Origin of the sequence: Paracoccus sp. S3-43, assembly GCF_029027965.1 — a bacterium.
Classification (GTDB): Bacteria; Pseudomonadota; Alphaproteobacteria; order Rhodobacterales; family Rhodobacteraceae; genus Paracoccus.
On record NZ_CP119082.1, the window covers coordinates 2,865,312 to 2,880,420 of the forward strand.

Sequence of the window (15,109 nt, forward strand, 5' to 3'; positions counted from 1 at the left end):
GCCGCGTTTGTTCTGCCCGATCAGAAGGATGACACCATGACCACACATGCGATCTTCAACCGGCCGATGGACGCGCCGATCCCGGCGGGATTTGACCAGGCGATCTTCGGCATGGGCTGCTATTGGGGCCCCGAGCGGCTGTTCTGGAAACAGAGCGGCGTCTGGCTGACGCAGGTGGGCTTCGCGGGCGGCACCGCCGAGAACCCGACCTATGAGCAGGTCAGGTCCGGCGCCACCGGCCATGCCGAGGTCGTGCGCGTCGTCTATGACAGCTCCAAGATCAGCTATGACCACCTGCTGCAACTGTTCTGGGAAAACCACGACCCGACTCAGGGCGACCGCCAGGGCAACGACGTGGGCGACCAGTATCGCAGCCTGATCATGGTCTTCACCGACAGCCAGCGCGCGGCGGCCGAGGCGTCGAAGATCGACTATGACAACCGCCTGGCCGTGGCGGGTTTCGGCAAGATCACCACCCGGATCGTCGGCCCCGCCCCCTTCTGGCCCGCCCATGACGCGCATCAGCAGTATCTGGAAAAAAACCCCGACGGTTATTGCGGCCTGAAGGGCACCGGGGTAGAGGCGAGCCTGCCCAACCCGGATCCGATCTGATGACCACCTTTACCGCGCTGACCCATGTTCGGGGCCGCCAGGCCGCCGAAGCCTTGGCCGAGGCTTGCGAGGCTCTGGATCCCGAACCCGTCGGCACCGGCGTCTTCGAGATCGAGGACGGGTCGGACCGCTGGGAGGTCGGCGTCTATTTCACCGAACGCCCCGACGAGATCGGGCTTGCCCTGCTGGCGGCCGTCCATGGCGCCAATCCCTTCGCGGTGTCCGAACTGCCCGAGGTGGACTGGGTGGCGCATGTGCGGCGCGAACTGACCCCGGTGCGCGCGGGGCGGTTCTTCGTCCATGGCAGCCACGATGCCGACAAGGTGCCCGAAGGCGTCGAGGCCCTGTGGATCGAGGCCGCGATGGCCTTCGGCACCGGCCATCACGACACCACCAAGGGCTGCCTTGAGGCTCTGGACCGGCTGGCCGTGCAGGGGTTTCAGCCCCACCGCATCGTCGATATCGGCTGCGGCACCGCCGTCCTGGCGATGGCGGCCGCGCGGCTGTGGCCGGTCACGGTTCTGGCCGGCGACATCGACGCGGTGGCCGTGGACACGGCGGCCGCCAATGTCATCGCGAATGGGCTGGACGGCCGGGTGATCTGCCTTGAGGCCGCGGGCTTCGGCCATCAGATGCTGGAGGACAACGCGCCCTATGATCTGGTGCTGGCCAATATCCTGAAGCAGCCGCTGATCGATCTGGCCCCGCAGATGGCCCAGATGGTCGCGCCGGGCGGGCGGATCATCCTGTCGGGCATCCTCACCACCCAGGCGGACGAGGTGACGGAAGTCTATGGCGCGCAGGGCTTTGACCTGGACCGGCGCGACGATCTGGGCGACTGGTCGGCGCTGACGCTGGCGCGGCGATCCTGACCGCTACGGCGGACTTGAAAAACCGGCCGCGATCGGCTATGTAGCGGTGGCTGATGTTCTTCCTTCGACCTTCTGTCTGCTTCACGGCTTCAGATGTTCTTGCGACGACTGGGCCGCGCCACCGCAATCTCGCGGGTGGCATACATGACAGGAGATATCACGATGGCCAATGGCACCGTGAAATGGTTCAACGCCACCAAAGGCTTCGGCTTCATCCAGCCGGAACATGGCACCAAAGACGTGTTTCTGCACATTTCCGCAGTGGAGCGCGCCGGCCTCCAGCAGATCAAGGACGGCCAGGCCGTGACCTTCGACGTGGAACGTGGCCGCGACGGCCGCGAATCGGCGACGAACCTGGCACTGGCCTAAGTCGCCTCTGCACTGAAAATCGGGCGGCAGCACTGGCTGCCTCCCTTCCCGATCACCGGACGCATTGGCGCGGGATCGGATGAATTCCATGAAAGATCCGTTTTGATAGAAATAAACTGGGGCAAGCCCCTGTCCTTTGTCATCTCGCCCGATGGCGAGGTGAAGACCTTTTCCACCCTTGAAACCGCCGCCTATTGGCTGGACCGCAAATGGCCGGTCGACGACGTTCAGCGCCGCCATGCCGCGCAGATGCTGGATGCGGCGGCCCATTGCATGACCCCGGTCGGAACGGCGCGACGGGCCTTTACCCATGCCGCCCGGTCGGCGGGATTCCAAGCCGTCGCCAAGCCGCACTGATCCCGGCGGGACTCGCCAGACAAGAAAAAACCCCCTCTGCATCCGCATTGGGGGTTCGTTCATCTTGACCGGTGGTGCTGGCTTAGAAGCCGCGCGCAATCCGCTCGATGTCGCCGCGGCACAGACCGATATCGTCCAGCTCGCGATCCGACAGGCGGTTCAGTTCACGACGGGTCACGCGGGCATCGTTCCACGCGCTCAGCATCGAGAAGAAGTTCGCAGCGACATTGCCAACGCCCCCAACAGCATGGCTGCGGTTCAGTTCCATCGTCGACATTTTTCATCACCTGTTTCAGAAGTGCCCGACCATCGGGCATTCGCTTCATGCAGCAGGATATAGATTGGGCAACCTGTTAAGAGTAGCCGTTGGCCGAGCAAGGCGGCTATGCGCGGATTGCAGATTGAGAAAGCCTTGAATCGACCAGAATGTCGCTTTTGCGCAGCGGAATGCCGCATTGCAGCAATCGTTTCCTACCAATCCCCTAACGCCGCCTGCCACAGCGCAAGTGCCGCTACGGCAGCCGTGTCGGCGCGCAGGATTCGCGGTCCCAGGCTGATGCGACTCACGAAGGGCAGCGCCGTCAGCCGGGCGCGTTCGGCGTCGGAAAACCCGCCCTCGGGACCGATCAGGATCGCCCAGGGACCGCGCGGCAGACCGGCCAGGGTGTCCGCGGGACCAGCCATTGCCTCGTCCGCCCACAGGATCCGGCGGGACGCGTCCCAGCCGTCCAGCAGGCGCGGCAGCGAGGCCAGGTCGGCCACGGCGGGCACGAAGGTGCCGCCGCATTGCTCGGCCGCCTCGACCGCATGGGCTTGCAGCCGGTCCTGGCGGATGCGTTCGGAATTGGTGAAATCGGTCTGCACCGGCAGGATCCGCGCGGCGCCCATCTCGGCTGCCTTCTCGACGATGAAATCGGTGCGCGCCTTCTTGATCGGCGCGAAGACCAGCCACAGGTCGGGCGGGTTCCGCTGCGGCGCGGTCTGTTCCAGAACGTCCAGCGACCCGCCGCGCTTGCCCGCCGCCGCGATGCGCGCCGACCAGGCGCCGTCGCGGCCGTTGAAGACCTCGATCACGGCGCCGGGCGACAGGCGCATGACACCCCCCAGATAATGCGCCTGCGCGGCGTCCAGCGGGACGGGTTGTCCCCTGCCCAGCGGGTGATCTATGAACAGCCTGATCCTTGCCATGGGGACAGACGCTATGCAAAGCCGGACCGAAAGACCAGACGCCGTCATCGACGCGCCGAAGGGAAACTGGGTCGACACCGCCGCCCCCCCGGCCTGGAGGCCCTGGCTGCGCCTGTCGCGCGCCGACCGGCCCATCGGGACGTGGCTTCTGCTGCTGCCCTGCTGGTGGGGGATCGGGCTGGCGATGATGACCGACGCCCCCCGCTGGGCCGACCTGTGGATCGCGGCGGCCTGCGGCGTGGGCGCCCTGGTGATGCGCGGGGCGGGCTGCACCTGGAACGACATCACCGACCGCGATATCGACGACAAGGTGGCGCGCACCCGGTCGCGGCCCCTGCCAAGCGGTCAGGTGACGCTGCGCGGGGCCTGTCTGTGGCTGGCGGCGCAGGGGCTGGTGGGCCTGGCGATCCTGCTGACGCTGGACCGGGCGGCGATCTGGATGGGGGTGGCGTCGCTGGCGCTTGTCGCGATCTATCCCTTTGCCAAGCGGTTCACCTGGTGGCCGCAGCTGTTCCTGGGGCTGGCCTTCAACTGGGGGGTGATGCTGGCCTATGCCGCGCATATGGGCCGGGTCGACCTGGCGCCGGTGGTGGCCTGGCTGGCGGGGATCAGTTGGACGATCTTCTACGACACCATCTATGCCCATCAGGATGTCGAGGACGACGCCCTGATCGGCGTGAAATCCACCGCCCGGCTGTTCGGCGACGACAGCCCGCGCATCCTGGCGGGCTTTGCGGTGCTGACGGTCCTGCTGCTGGCGGTGGCGATCTCGCTGACGGGTCGCAATCTGTTGATGGCCTATGCCGGGCTTGCCGGGTTCGCCCTGCATCTGGCCTGGCAGTTGCGGAATTTCCAGCCGGATCAGGGCGCTGTCTGCCTGCGGCTGTTCCGGTCGAACCGCGACGCCGGGCTGATCCTTGCGCTGTTTCTCGCCTTGGCCGGGCTGGTCTGATTGCGCGGACCGCCGCCTGAGGCTACACCCCGCGTTCAGGAAACAGCCCAAGGTCATGCCCCATGGCGTCATCCCGCAGGCGGCTTTTGCCGCCGGTCGCCGCGATCCTTGCCCTGTCCGCCGCGGGCGGGCTGTGCTGGCTGGGCGCCGATGCCGCCGCCCGTTACCTTGAGGACCGGTCGCGGCAGGATGTGGAACAGGCGCTTGCCGCATCCGGCCAGGACTGGGTGACGGTCGCCACCGACGGCTTGCAGGTCCGCCTGACCGGCACCGCCCCGACCGAGGTCGACCGCTTTCGTGCCGTGACCCAGGCGGGCAGCGCCGTCGATCCGTCCCGCGTCCTGGACCGCATGACGGTCGCCTCGGCAGATGGCGGGACGCCGCCGGAGTTCAAGGTGGAACTGCTGCGAAACGACCGGGACATCTCGCTGATCGGGCTGGTTCCGGCCTCGACCGACCGGGCGGGCCTTCTGCGGGGGCTTCGCAGCGACACCGCCGCCCCTTCCGTCACCGACCTGCTGGAAACCGCCGACTATGCGGTGCCCCATGGATGGGACGCGGCGCTGCGATACGGGTTGCGCGCCGCGCAGATGGCGCCCCGCGCCAAGATCTCGATCCAGCCGGGCAGCGTGGCGATTTCCGCGCTGGCCGACAGCCGCGACGACAAGGGACGGCTGGAGACCGCGCTGCGGCGCGGGCTGCCCGACGGGGTGACGCTGGTCACGGATATCTCGGCCCCCCGCCCGGTGATCGCGCCCTTCACCCTGCGCTTCGTCCGGGACAAGGACGGCGCGCGGTTCGAAGCCTGCGCGGCCGAGACCGAGGAGGGGCGCGACAGGATCGTGGCGGCGGCGCAGGCGGCGGGCGTGCCCGCCTGCACGCTGGGCCTGGGATCGCCGTCGCCCGACTGGGCCGACGCGGCCGTGGCGGCGATCGGCGCGGTGGCCGATCTGGGCCGGGGCGCGGTCACGCTGTCGGATGCGGATGTGGCGCTGACCGCGCCGCCCTCGGTCGAAAAGCCCGCCTTCGATGCCGCCGTGGCCCGCTTGCAGCAGGCCCTGCCGCCGGACTTTTCGCTGCAAGCCACGCTGGAACAGGCGCCGGACGCCACCGCCCCCGGCCCGGCGGAATTCACCGCCACCCTGTCGGATGCGCAGGTTCTGACCATGCGCGGCGCCATCAGCGACCCCCGCATGGCCGAGACCGTGGACAGCCTGGCCCGCGCGCGTTTCCCGTCCGTGCAGGCCGACCTGACCGACAACCCCCAGGTGCCGCAGGGCTGGACGGTGCGCGTCATCGGCGCCATCGAGGCCCTGGACATCCTGCAAACCGGCAGCGTCCAGGTCACGCCCGACCTGATCCGGGTGACCGGCACCTCGGGCGATCCGGGGGCGGCCGAAGCGGCGGCCGCGCGGCTGTCCGAACGGCTGGGTCCGGGCGCGGCCTATGACTTGTCGATCCGCTATGACCGCAGGCTGGATGCCTCGCTGAACCTGCCCGACGGGGCGGAATGCGTGCGCCGGCTGAACATCGTGATGTCGGAATCCGAGATCGGCTTCGAGCCGTCGAAATCCGCCATCGCGGGCGATCCCGCGCCGACGCTGGACCGGCTGGCCTCGGTCATGGCCGAATGCGCCGATTTCCAGATCGAGGCCGGGGGGCATACCGATTCGCAGGGGTCCGAGGGCTTCAACGCCGACCTGTCGCGCGGCCGGGCGCAGGCCCTGGTCGCGGCCATGGCCGGGGCGGGGATCGACGTGGCGAACATGACCGCGCGGGGCTATGGCGAAAGCCAGCCCATCGCCACCAACGAGACCGAGGAAGGCCGCGAGGAAAACCGCCGCATCGAATTCCGCCTGCTGTCGGATTACCCGGTGCGCGGCACGCCGCTGCCGCCGCCCGTCACCCTGTCGGGCGTGACCGCCGAACCCGCCCCCGCCGACCAGCCCCCGGCGGATCCGATCGGTCCCATGCAGCCGCCTGCCCCGCCGCAGCTGTTCGGGCCCCAGATGCCGCGCGTCACCGCCGGTCCCACGGCCCCCGCCACGGTCGGCGCCAGCGAGGTCTTCCAGACGCTGGACGAACGCGAGGAAAACATTAGGCTGCCGGTCCAGACGCCGACCCCGGACACGCCCCGCCCCTCGCCCCGGCCGGACGCGGCGTCAGCCCCCGCCGATTGACCGCAAGCCAGGCCACCGCATGAACCGCACGGAATTCGTCACCATCACCACGATCATCCTGTTCGGCGTCTTCGTGCTGGGCTGGTTCGCAAGCTGGCTGATCGGCCGCCTGACCCGGCCGTCCCAGGCGGATATCCGCGACCTGACCCGGCGGCTGCGCGACACCGAACGCGAGCGCGACATGGCCATTTCCCTGCTGAAGGACCGCGAGGCCGGCCTGGCGACGACTCAGGGGGAACTGGACGCCGCGATGGAGGGCCTGCGCGAAAGCCGCACCGAGATCGAGGAATTGCGGGATTACATCGAACGCAAGCTGGCGCGGCGGTAGCCCTTTCATGACCCGGATCTATGCCCTGCTTTTCCTGGCGATCATCGCCGAGGTGATCGCCACCACCGCTCTGGCGCGATCCGACAGCTTTACCAAGCTGGCGCCCAGCCTGATCGCGGCGGCGGGCTATGCCGCAGCCTTCTGGCTGCTGTCCTTTCCGGTCCGGGTCATGCCGACCGGCATCGTTTATGCGATCTGGTCGGGCATGGGCATCGTGCTGATTTCCGCCATCGCCTGGATCTGGTATCGTCAGGCCCTTGATCTTGCTGCGATTCTGGGCCTCGTGCTCATTCTGGCAGGCGTCGTGATCATCAACGTCTTTTCAAAATCCATCGTGCATTGAGGGGCGGGCGACCCGCCCCGCCACGGTCACGCCACCTCGGCAAACACCTTCCGCAACGCCTGTTCCAGCTTGTCGAAGATCTCGTCCATCTGCGATTCGGTCAGGATGAAGGGCGGGCACAGCACGATGGACTGGCCCAGCGGGCGGCAGATCAGGCCCAGATCGGTGCAGGCATTGGCGATGCGTTCGCTGACCGACAGATGCGCGTCGAAGGGCGTCTTGGTGGCCTTGTCGCGCACGGCCTCAAGCGCCCACATGAAGCCCACGCCGCGCAACTCGCCGATATGGCCGCTGCGTTCCATGATGGCGCGCAGCCCGGCCTCCAGCCGGGGGGCAAGGCGACGCACGTTGTCGGCCAGACCTTCGTTCATCACCACGTCGATGGCCTTCAGCGCGATGGCGCAGCCGACCGGATGGCCGGATGCGGTGAAGCCATGGGGAAATTCCTCGATCTTCTCGACCGCCGCCTGAACGCGGTCGGCCAGATCCCCGCCCAGGATCACCGCGCCCATCGGGAACAGCCCGGCGGTCAGATTCTTGGACGAAATGATTGCGTCCGGCGTGAAGCCATAGGTCTGGCAGCCCCAGGTCTTGCCGGTGCGCCCGAAGCCGCAGATCACCTCGTCCGCGATCATCGGGATGTCGTATTTCCGCAGGATCGGCAGCACCGCCTGGAAATAGCCCTGCGACGGCGGGATGACGCCGCCCGCGCCCTGCACGGGTTCGGCGAAGAACCCGGCGATGGTGTCGGCGCCTTCGCGCTGGATGGTGTCCTCCAACTCGCGCGCAAGGCGGGCGGTGAACTGCGCCTCGGTCTCATCCGCCTCGCCATAGCGCCAGTAATGCGGGCAGGTCAGGTGGATGAAGCCGGGCAGCGGCAGGCCGAAGACCTCGTTATAGGGCTTGCCGGTCATGGATGCCGACACCACCGTGACGCCGTGATAGGCGTTCCAGCGGGTCAGGATCTTGCGGCGCTGCGGGTTGCCCTCGGAGGCGTGCAGGAACCACAGCATCTTGACCATGGTGTCGTTCGCCTCGGATCCCGAATTGGTATAGAAAACCTTGCCGCGATCGAAGGGCGACACCTCGACCAGCTTTTCGGACAGCATCACCGTCTGGTCGGACAGCCGCCCGAAAAAGGCGTGGTATCCGGGAAAGCGGTCGTATTGCGCCTTCGCGGCTTGGGCCAGGCCCTTGTGGTCGAAGCCCGCGACCATGTTCCACAGGCCGGAATTGGCATCCAGATAGCGCTTGCCGTTCACATCGACGACATAGGGCCCCTCGCCATGGGTCAGCACCACGGCGCCGCGCTTGTGGACGCTGGGCAGGTCGGTGAAGCCATAGAGCGAGAATTCGTCGGCGCGGGCTTCCCAGCTTTGCGGTTTGGTCATCGGGGCCTCCATCGGTTTCACCGCAAGCTATCCGGGCCGACGCGGGCGTTCAATGGGGCGGGTCACGCCGCGGCCGCGGCTTCCAGCCTGGCGATGTCGATCCTGGACATCTTGAAGAACTCGGGCCAGACCTTGCCCGCCTGCGGCCCGGCCAGCAATTCGGCGGCCCGTTCGGGGACCACTTGCCAGGACATGCCGAAGCGGTCCTTCAGCCAGCCGCATTGCGAAGGCGTCCCGCCACCGGTCAGCAGCGCGTTCCACAGGTGGTCGGTTTCCGCCTGGTCCCTGGTGGCGATGCTGATCGACGCGGCCTCGGACAGCTTGAACTCCGGGCCGCCGTTGATCGCCTGCATGGGCGTTCCGGCCAGGGTGAAGTCGATGGCCAGCACCGTGCCCGCAGGCGCCATGCCCTGTTCCTCGACAGAGTGGCTGACGGCGTCGATCCGGCTGTCAGGCAGCATCGAGACGTAGAAATCCACCGCTTCCATCGCCTGGCTGTCGAACCAGAAGCAGGTCTTGACCTTGGCGCTCATTGTCCCGTCCCCTTCGATCCGGTGAAGGACAGCATCCACGGGGTGCCAAAGCGGTCGCGGAACATCGCGAAGCGTTCGGCCCAGAAGGTCTCGCCCGGCTCCATGGCGATCGCCTCGGCCCCCTCGGACAGCGCGGCATGGACGCGGTCGAATTCTGCGGTCGAGGGCGTCTCGACCGAGACATAGAAGCCCTGCGGACGGTCATAGGTCTCGTCCGAATTGTCCGAGGCCATGACCAGCGTGTCCTCAAGCTGCACGCCCATGTTCATCACCATGTCGCCGCCGCCGGGCATCCGGCTGTCGGCGGGCGCGTCGGCGTTGCGGAACACGCCGGTGACGCGGCCGCCCAGGGTTTTCGCGTAATGGGTCATCGCCTCAAGGCAGTTGCCCTTGAAGAACAGATAGATGGTGGGTTTCATGTCATCCTCCTCACAGCGTTCTCGCCAGGGCTTCCAACTGGTCGGCCACGGTGTTCCAGCCGTCGTGAAAGCCCATCTCCTCGTGTTCCTTGCGGGCCTCGTCGGTCCAGTGGCGGGCCTTGGCGACATAACGGGTGCGGCCCTCCCCGGCATCCTCGAAGGTCACTTCCGCGACCATGAAGGGGCGGCCTGCGGGCAGCCAGCCCGGCGCGAAGGCGTCGGTGAAGACCAGCTTGCGGCCCTCGACGATCTCCAGATAGACACCGACATTCGGGAACCGCTCGCCCTCGGGACCGTGCATCACGGTCGAGAATTCGCCGCCCGGCCGCAGGTCCACCACCGCGTCGCTGACCCGCCAGGGCTTGGGACAGAACCAGTCCTCCATCAGCCTGGGATCGGTCCAGCAGCGCCACAGCTTGTCGCGCGGGGCGTCCAGGACGCGGTCCAGGACCAGTTCATGCGTCTCGGCGGGCATTTCGGTGTGGCAGGTCATGTCGTCTCCTCCTTCGGTTGGAACAGCAGTATCAGATAGCGTTTCAGGTGATCGACGCTGTCGATGGCGACCGCCGGGTCGTCGGCGGCCTTGGCCAGGATGAAGGCGCCTTGCAGCACGGCCTGGCTGTGGGCGGCAAGGCTGGCGGCGGTGAACCCGGTGACGCCGCGCGCGGCCATGGCGGCGGCGATGTCGGATTCCAGCGTGGCGGCATGGCCAAAGATGCTGGCGGCGCAGGCGTCGCGGATCGCCGGATGGGCGTGATAGACTTCCTGCGTCATGGTGCCGACCAGGCAGGTGAATTCCTCGATTTCGCCGGCGATGATCTGGCGGCGGAAATCGACATAGGCCAGCACCCGGTCCAGCGGGTCGGCGTGGTCGTGATAGGGGGCGGCGGCGAACAGCGCGGCGGTCATGTCCGACCAGTGCCGGGCTGCGGCCACGCCCAGGGCCTCCTTGCTGGGAAAGTGGTGGAAGAAGGCGCCCTTCGTCACCCCCGCCGCGCGGCACAGCTGATCGACGCTGGTCGCGGCAAAGCCCTGCTGGCGCACGATGTCGCGGGCGGCGTCCAGCAGCCTTGTCCGCGCGTCGCCCCGGTCGGGATCAGTGTTGGTTCTGCGTGTCATGCGGCAACCATACCAACCAGTCGGTATGTGTGGCAAGAAAAATTTAACGCCGCCGCAGCCCGATCAGGTCAAGCTCGGCCTCGATCCCCGACAAGGGGGTGCCGCGAACTTCGGCCACCAGCGAATCGAAACGCTCGCGCAGCGCCGCCTTTTCCGCGCCCCGGCAGTCGTTCCAGGGCCGTCCCTGCAAGGCCATGACCAGAACGTAATAGCCGATGAAATGCGGCCGTTCGCCCACCGCCAGAAGCGCGCGATAGGCCTCGTGCGCGCCGATCCGGCGCAGGGCGGCGGCATCGGGCACCCCCGCCGCGATCAGCGCCTTGGCCGTCGCGGGGCCGATATTGGTGATCGCCGTCAGGTCGCTGTCCATCGCGCGCCTTTCCAAATCCCCGTTCTTCCTGTATCAGCGCAAGATCCCTTAGGACAGCACGGCATGACCGACCAAGCCAATCCCCCGGCAGTGAAAAAGCTTTTCATCAAGACCTATGGCTGCCAGATGAACGTCTATGACAGCCAGCGCATGGCCGAGGCCATGGGCGCGGAAGGCTATGTCCTGACCGAGGATCAGGCGCAGGCCGATATGGTCCTGCTGAACACCTGCCATATCCGCGAGAAGGCGGCCGAGAAGCTCTATTCCGACCTGGGCCGCCTGAAACCGCTCAAGGGCCAGCGTCCCGACCTGAAGATCGGCGTGGCGGGCTGCGTGGCCCAGGCCGAGGGCGAAGAGATCGTGCGCCGGATGCCTCTGGTCGATCTGGTGGTCGGCCCGCAGACCTATCACCGCCTGCCCGCGATGGTGCGCGGCGAGGCGCCCGCGATCCAGACCGACTTCCCCGAAGAAGACAAGTTCGACCACCTGCCGCAACGCCGCGCCACCCGCCGCGCGCCCGCCGCCTTCCTGACCGTGCAGGAGGGCTGCGACAAGTTCTGCGCCTTCTGCGTGGTCCCCTATACGCGCGGGGCCGAGGTCAGCCGCCCGGTGGACCGCATCCTGCGCGAGGCCCGCGACTTGGTGGATCGCGGCGTGCGGGAAATCACCCTGCTGGGCCAGAACGTGAACGGCTGGCACGGCGCCGGGCCATCCCTGCAAGGACAGGATGGCGAATGGGGCTTTGGCCGCCTGATCCGCGCCCTGGCCGAGATCCCTGGGCTGGACCGGATCCGCTATACCACCAGCCACCCCAACGACATGTCAAATGACCTGATCGACGCGCATCGCGACATTCCGCAACTGATGCCCTATCTGCACCTGCCGGTGCAGTCGGGCAGCGACCGGATCCTGCGGGCCATGAACCGCAAGCATACGGCGGCGGACTACCTGCGCCTGATCGACCGGATCCGCGAGGCGCGGCCCGACATCCTGCTGACCAGCGACTTCATCGTGGGCTTTCCGGGCGAGACGGACCAGGACCATGCCGACACCCTGCGCCTGGTGGCCGAGGTGGGTTTCGGCACCGCCTTCAGCTTCAAGTATTCGCCCCGCCCCGGCACCCCCGCCTATGACCGCCCCGAGGTCGACGGCGCGATCGCCGATCAGCGCTTGCAGGACTTGCAGGCCCTGCTGACGAAACAGCAGAAGGCGGCGCAGGAAGGCATGGTCGGGCGCAGGCTGGGCGTGCTGTTCGAAAAGCCGGGCAGGCAGGCGGGCCAGATGATCGGCAAGTCGGATTACCTGCATTCCGTCTTTGTCGAGGCGCCCCATGCGCAGGTCGGCGATCTGGTGCAGGTGCGGATCGTGGAAAGCGCGTCCAATTCGCTGCGCGGAGAATTGGCGGCGTAACCGGGGCGGCCGCCCCCCGGAGACGCCCGTTTCCTGTGCCGGGCCTCGGCGCCCTCAGACCTCGGGCACCAGCACCTCGCGCTTGCCGACATGGTTCGCCGCCGAGACCACCCCCTGCTCCTCCATCTGCTCGACCAGCCGGGCGGCCTTGTTGTAACCGATGGCCAGTTTCCGCTGGATATAGCTGGTGGAACACTTGCGGTCCTTGGCGACGATCATCACCGCCTGATCGTAGAGCGCGTCGTCCCCGCCGTCGCCGCCGAGGCCCAGCACGGCGTCGATGTCGGACGCCACCTCGTCCTCGGGCCCCTCGACCACGCCCGACTTGTAGGACGGCGGGCCGAAGGATTTCAGATGGGTCACGACCTCCTCGACTTCCTCGTCGCTGACGAAGGGGCCGTGGATCCGGGTGATCCGCGCGCCGTTGCCCATATACAGCATGTCGCCCTGGCCCAGAAGCTGCTCGGCCCCCTGTTCGCCCAGGATGGTGCGCGAATCGATCTTGGAGGTGACCTGGAAGGAAATCCGGGTCGGGAAGTTCGCCTTGATCGTGCCGGTGATCACATCGACCGAGGGCCGCTGCGTCGCCATGATCAGGTGGATGCCGGACGCCCGCGCCATCTGCGCCAGCCGCTGGATGCAGGCTTCTATTTCCTTGCCCGCCACCATCATCAGGTCAGCCATCTCGTCGACGATCACGACGATATAGGGGAAGGTCTCGGGCTTGAATTCCTCGGTCTCGAAGACCGGCTCGCCGGTATCCTCGTCAAAGCCGGTCTGGACGGTACGCTTGAACATCTCGTTCTTCGACAGCGCCTCGCGGACGCGGCCGTTATAGCCCTCGATGTTCCTGACGCCCATCTTGGACATCTTGCGATACCGCTCCTCCATCTCGGAGACGACCCATTTCAGCGCGACGACGGCCTTTTTCGGATCGGTGACGACGGGGGACAGCAGATGCGGGATGCCGTCATAGACCGACAGTTCCAGCATCTTCGGGTCGATCATGATCAGCCGGCATTCGTCGGGCGTCAGTTTATACAGCAGCGACAGGATCATGGTGTTGATCGCGACCGATTTCCCGGACCCGGTGGTCCCGGCGATCAGCAGATGCGGCATCTTCGCCAGGTTCGCCACGACCGGATCGCCGCCGATGTCCTTGCCAAGCGCCAGCGGCAGCGGCTGGGTGCCGTCGCCGAAGGCGCGCGAGGCCAGGATCTCGCGCAGCAGCACCTTTTCGCGGCGCGCGTTCGGCAGCTCGATGCCGATGACGGTGCGGCCCGGCACGGTGCTGACTCGCGCCGACAGGGCCGACATGGACCGGGCGATGTCGTCGGACAGCCCGATCACGCGGGACGCCTTCAGCCCCGGCGCAGGTTCCAGTTCGTAAAGCGTCACGACCGGGCCGGGCCGGACCTCGGTGATCTGGCCCTTGACGCCGTAATCGTCCAGCACCGCCTCCAGCATCCGGGCGTTTTCCATCAACGCTTCCTCGGACACGGTCGGCTGGTCGCCGGCCTGCGGCACGGTCAGCAGGGCCAGCGGCGGGCGTTCATAGGTGTTCAGCACGTCTTCGAATTGCAGATCCGGCGCGTATTCCTGGCGCGGCGCTTGGGGGGCGGCGACCGGCTTTCTCGGCGGCGGGACGGCCATGCGCGGCATGTCCGCGGCGGCGGCGGGGGCTTCGGGCAGGGGCGGATCGGCGCGGCCGTCCTTTCCGGCCTCGCGCGACAGGCGGGCCGCCACGACCGCCAGGACCGAGGGCTTGGCCGAACGCGACCGGATCGCGTCGCTGATGCGGCCGCTGACCTCCTCGGCCGAGGGGGCGTCGCCGTTGTAATCGGAATCGCGCTCGATCAGCTCGGGTTCGGGCAGGTCTTCCTCCAGCTCCAGATCGTCGGGGGCCGCAGGCTTGCGCCGGGCCACGACCGGGGCGCGCGTCGCGGACGGGGCGGGTACGGCCTTGGCCTCGCGCCGCGCCTGCAACCGTTGCCGCATCCCGACCGAGGCCGCCGCCCCCCGGCCCAGGGCGCGCATCGCCAGGTCCAGGGCGGTCAGCAGCCCGAACACGAAGCGGCGCCACAGCCCCAGCAGTTCGGCCCGCGCGAATCCCAGCGAAAAGGCGGTCATCGCCAGCACCGCGACGGCCGTCGCCAGCCCCGCCAGCCGGATGCCGATCTGGGCCTTGACCGGCAGCAGGTTCAGCATGGCGCCCATGATCATGTCGCCGAAATGCCCGCCCAGGCCATAGGACTGTTCCCACCCGGCCCCCGGCAGCAGCGTGCTGCAATAGACCGAGGCAAGCGCCACGGCGATGGGCGTGAACAGGGCGCGCATGAAGCGGTCCTCGCCCCGGTGCAGCACGAAGCGCAGCCCCCAGACAAGCGCGGCGATCACCAGCATCCAGGAACCGTATCCCGCGATCATCATCAGGGGCGAGGCGACATAGGCGCCGAAGCTGCCCAGCATGTTCTGCGCGGGTTCGTCGGTGGCCGACAGGAAGCTGGGATCCTCGGACGACCAGGTGCCCAGCATGATCGCCATCAGGATGCCCGCCAGCAACAGCCCGGTGCCCAGCAGCTCCTTGCCGCGCCGTTCCAGCGCCGCCTGGGTGGACTGGTCGAACAGCGGATCGCGGTGTTTTGCCTGCCAGCTTGCCATGGTCC

At 67.5% G+C, this 15,109-nt stretch carries 18 protein-coding genes; 9 read left to right on the forward strand and 9 right to left on the reverse strand.

What is annotated here, in order from left to right:
- The first annotated feature begins 36 nt into the window (after positions 1-36).
- The 4 genes from msrA (at position 37) to PXD02_RS14835 (ending at position 2,210) form a co-directional block, all read left to right on the forward strand.
- Positions 37-612 (forward strand): peptide-methionine (S)-S-oxide reductase MsrA, encoded by a 576-nt coding sequence (msrA, locus tag PXD02_RS14820; RefSeq protein ID WP_275104598.1) that lies wholly within the window; start codon positions 37-39, stop codon positions 610-612.
- Positions 612-1,484: a 50S ribosomal protein L11 methyltransferase gene (locus tag PXD02_RS14825; protein ID WP_275104599.1), complete on the forward strand. Its 873-nt coding sequence runs from the start codon at positions 612-614 to the stop codon at positions 1,482-1,484. The genes msrA and PXD02_RS14825 overlap by 1 nt, the downstream gene beginning before the upstream one ends.
- A gap of 162 nt (positions 1,485-1,646) precedes the next feature.
- Positions 1,647-1,853: a cold-shock protein gene (locus tag PXD02_RS14830; protein WP_126153077.1), complete on the forward strand. Its 207-nt coding sequence runs from the start codon at positions 1,647-1,649 to the stop codon at positions 1,851-1,853.
- A 102-nt stretch (positions 1,854-1,955) separates the two neighbouring features.
- Entirely contained in the window at positions 1,956-2,210 is a 255-nt protein-coding gene (locus PXD02_RS14835) for a DUF982 domain-containing protein (RefSeq protein WP_275104600.1), read from the forward strand.
- An 82-nt stretch (positions 2,211-2,292) separates the two neighbouring features.
- Here the strand turns inward: PXD02_RS14835 and PXD02_RS14840 are convergent, their stop codons facing one another.
- Both PXD02_RS14840 and PXD02_RS14845 read right to left on the reverse strand, forming a co-directional pair.
- A complete protein-coding gene (locus PXD02_RS14840; protein ID WP_275104601.1) occupies positions 2,293-2,487 on the reverse strand; it encodes a DUF1127 domain-containing protein in 195 nt (64 codons plus the stop codon).
- Positions 2,488-2,681: 194 nt separating this feature from the next.
- The gene (locus tag PXD02_RS14845; RefSeq protein ID WP_275104602.1) at positions 2,682-3,398 is read right to left on the reverse strand and encodes a 16S rRNA (uracil(1498)-N(3))-methyltransferase; all 717 of its coding nucleotides are present in this window, start codon (positions 3,396-3,398) and stop codon (positions 2,682-2,684) included.
- A 13-nt stretch (positions 3,399-3,411) separates the two neighbouring features.
- Here PXD02_RS14845 and ubiA point away from each other — a divergent pair, with 13 nt between their 5' ends.
- The 4 genes from ubiA to PXD02_RS14865 all read left to right on the forward strand — a co-directional run bounded on the left by ubiA (position 3,412) and on the right by PXD02_RS14865 (position 7,201).
- Positions 3,412-4,350 (forward strand): 4-hydroxybenzoate octaprenyltransferase, encoded by a 939-nt coding sequence (ubiA, locus tag PXD02_RS14850; protein ID WP_275104603.1) that lies wholly within the window; start codon positions 3,412-3,414, stop codon positions 4,348-4,350.
- A 62-nt stretch (positions 4,351-4,412) separates the two neighbouring features.
- Positions 4,413-6,530: an OmpA family protein gene (locus PXD02_RS14855; protein WP_275104604.1), complete on the forward strand. Its 2,118-nt coding sequence runs from the start codon at positions 4,413-4,415 to the stop codon at positions 6,528-6,530.
- A 19-nt stretch (positions 6,531-6,549) separates the two neighbouring features.
- Positions 6,550-6,858: a hypothetical protein gene (locus PXD02_RS14860; protein ID WP_275104605.1), complete on the forward strand. Its 309-nt coding sequence runs from the start codon at positions 6,550-6,552 to the stop codon at positions 6,856-6,858.
- Between the two features lie 7 nt (positions 6,859-6,865).
- A complete protein-coding gene (locus PXD02_RS14865; RefSeq protein ID WP_275104606.1) occupies positions 6,866-7,201 on the forward strand; it encodes a DMT family transporter in 336 nt (111 codons plus the stop codon).
- A gap of 26 nt (positions 7,202-7,227) precedes the next feature.
- Here PXD02_RS14865 and PXD02_RS14870 read toward each other — a convergent pair whose 3' ends face one another.
- The 6 genes from PXD02_RS14870 to PXD02_RS14895 all read right to left on the reverse strand — a co-directional run bounded on the left by PXD02_RS14870 (position 7,228) and on the right by PXD02_RS14895 (position 11,033).
- Positions 7,228-8,592 (reverse strand): aminotransferase, encoded by a 1,365-nt coding sequence (locus PXD02_RS14870; protein WP_275104607.1) that lies wholly within the window; start codon positions 8,590-8,592, stop codon positions 7,228-7,230.
- Positions 8,593-8,654: 62 nt separating this feature from the next.
- Complete coding sequence (locus PXD02_RS14875) at positions 8,655-9,125, reverse strand: VOC family protein (RefSeq protein WP_275104608.1); 471 nt, start codon at positions 9,123-9,125, stop codon at positions 8,655-8,657.
- A complete protein-coding gene (locus PXD02_RS14880) occupies positions 9,122-9,544 on the reverse strand; it encodes a VOC family protein (RefSeq protein ID WP_275104609.1) in 423 nt (140 codons plus the stop codon). The genes PXD02_RS14875 and PXD02_RS14880 overlap by 4 nt, the downstream gene beginning before the upstream one ends.
- 10 nt (positions 9,545-9,554) lie before the next feature.
- Complete coding sequence (locus tag PXD02_RS14885) at positions 9,555-10,037, reverse strand: SRPBCC family protein (RefSeq protein ID WP_275104610.1); 483 nt, start codon at positions 10,035-10,037, stop codon at positions 9,555-9,557.
- The gene (locus PXD02_RS14890; RefSeq protein WP_275104611.1) at positions 10,034-10,663 is read right to left on the reverse strand and encodes a TetR/AcrR family transcriptional regulator; all 630 of its coding nucleotides are present in this window, start codon (positions 10,661-10,663) and stop codon (positions 10,034-10,036) included. Before PXD02_RS14890 ends, PXD02_RS14885 begins: the two co-directional genes overlap by 4 nt.
- A 43-nt stretch (positions 10,664-10,706) precedes the next feature.
- Positions 10,707-11,033 (reverse strand): TfoX/Sxy family protein, encoded by a 327-nt coding sequence (locus PXD02_RS14895; RefSeq protein ID WP_275104612.1) that lies wholly within the window; start codon positions 11,031-11,033, stop codon positions 10,707-10,709.
- A 63-nt stretch (positions 11,034-11,096) separates the two neighbouring features.
- Here PXD02_RS14895 and miaB point away from each other — a divergent pair, with 63 nt between their 5' ends.
- Complete coding sequence (gene miaB, locus PXD02_RS14900) at positions 11,097-12,443, forward strand: tRNA (N6-isopentenyl adenosine(37)-C2)-methylthiotransferase MiaB (RefSeq protein ID WP_275104613.1); 1,347 nt, start codon at positions 11,097-11,099, stop codon at positions 12,441-12,443.
- Between the two features lie 54 nt (positions 12,444-12,497).
- Here the strand turns inward: miaB and PXD02_RS14905 are convergent, their stop codons facing one another.
- A complete protein-coding gene (locus PXD02_RS14905; RefSeq protein WP_275104614.1) occupies positions 12,498-15,104 on the reverse strand; it encodes a DNA translocase FtsK in 2,607 nt (868 codons plus the stop codon).
- Positions 15,105-15,109 lie beyond the last annotated feature (5 nt).

Excerpts from the sequence above, each read along its gene's own strand:
- PXD02_RS14825 (WP_275104599.1), top strand. The coding sequence starts at position 612 with ATGACCACCTTTACCGCGCTGACCCATGTTCGGGGCCGCCAGGCCGCC.
- PXD02_RS14905 (WP_275104614.1), bottom strand. The coding sequence starts at position 15,104 with ATGGCAAGCTGGCAGGCAAAACACCGCGATCCGCTGTTCGACCAGTCC.
- PXD02_RS14870 (WP_275104607.1), bottom strand. The coding sequence starts at position 8,592 with ATGACCAAACCGCAAAGCTGGGAAGCCCGCGCCGACGAATTCTCGCTC.
- PXD02_RS14860 (WP_275104605.1), top strand. The coding sequence starts at position 6,550 with ATGAACCGCACGGAATTCGTCACCATCACCACGATCATCCTGTTCGGC.
- PXD02_RS14895 (WP_275104612.1), bottom strand. The coding sequence starts at position 11,033 with ATGGACAGCGACCTGACGGCGATCACCAATATCGGCCCCGCGACGGCC.
- PXD02_RS14880 (WP_275104609.1), bottom strand. The coding sequence starts at position 9,544 with ATGAAACCCACCATCTATCTGTTCTTCAAGGGCAACTGCCTTGAGGCG.
- PXD02_RS14830 (WP_126153077.1), top strand. The coding sequence starts at position 1,647 with ATGGCCAATGGCACCGTGAAATGGTTCAACGCCACCAAAGGCTTCGGC.
- PXD02_RS14845 (WP_275104602.1), bottom strand. The coding sequence starts at position 3,398 with ATGGCAAGGATCAGGCTGTTCATAGATCACCCGCTGGGCAGGGGACAA.
- PXD02_RS14840 (WP_275104601.1), bottom strand. The coding sequence starts at position 2,487 with ATGTCGACGATGGAACTGAACCGCAGCCATGCTGTTGGGGGCGTTGGC.
- miaB (WP_275104613.1), top strand. The coding sequence starts at position 11,097 with ATGACCGACCAAGCCAATCCCCCGGCAGTGAAAAAGCTTTTCATCAAG.
- PXD02_RS14855 (WP_275104604.1), top strand. The coding sequence starts at position 4,413 with ATGGCGTCATCCCGCAGGCGGCTTTTGCCGCCGGTCGCCGCGATCCTT.
- PXD02_RS14885 (WP_275104610.1), bottom strand. The coding sequence starts at position 10,037 with ATGACCTGCCACACCGAAATGCCCGCCGAGACGCATGAACTGGTCCTG.
- PXD02_RS14875 (WP_275104608.1), bottom strand. The coding sequence starts at position 9,125 with ATGAGCGCCAAGGTCAAGACCTGCTTCTGGTTCGACAGCCAGGCGATG.
- msrA (WP_275104598.1), top strand. The coding sequence starts at position 37 with ATGACCACACATGCGATCTTCAACCGGCCGATGGACGCGCCGATCCCG.
- ubiA (WP_275104603.1), top strand. The coding sequence starts at position 3,412 with ATGCAAAGCCGGACCGAAAGACCAGACGCCGTCATCGACGCGCCGAAG.
- PXD02_RS14890 (WP_275104611.1), bottom strand. The coding sequence starts at position 10,663 with ATGACACGCAGAACCAACACTGATCCCGACCGGGGCGACGCGCGGACA.
- PXD02_RS14865 (WP_275104606.1), top strand. The coding sequence starts at position 6,866 with ATGACCCGGATCTATGCCCTGCTTTTCCTGGCGATCATCGCCGAGGTG.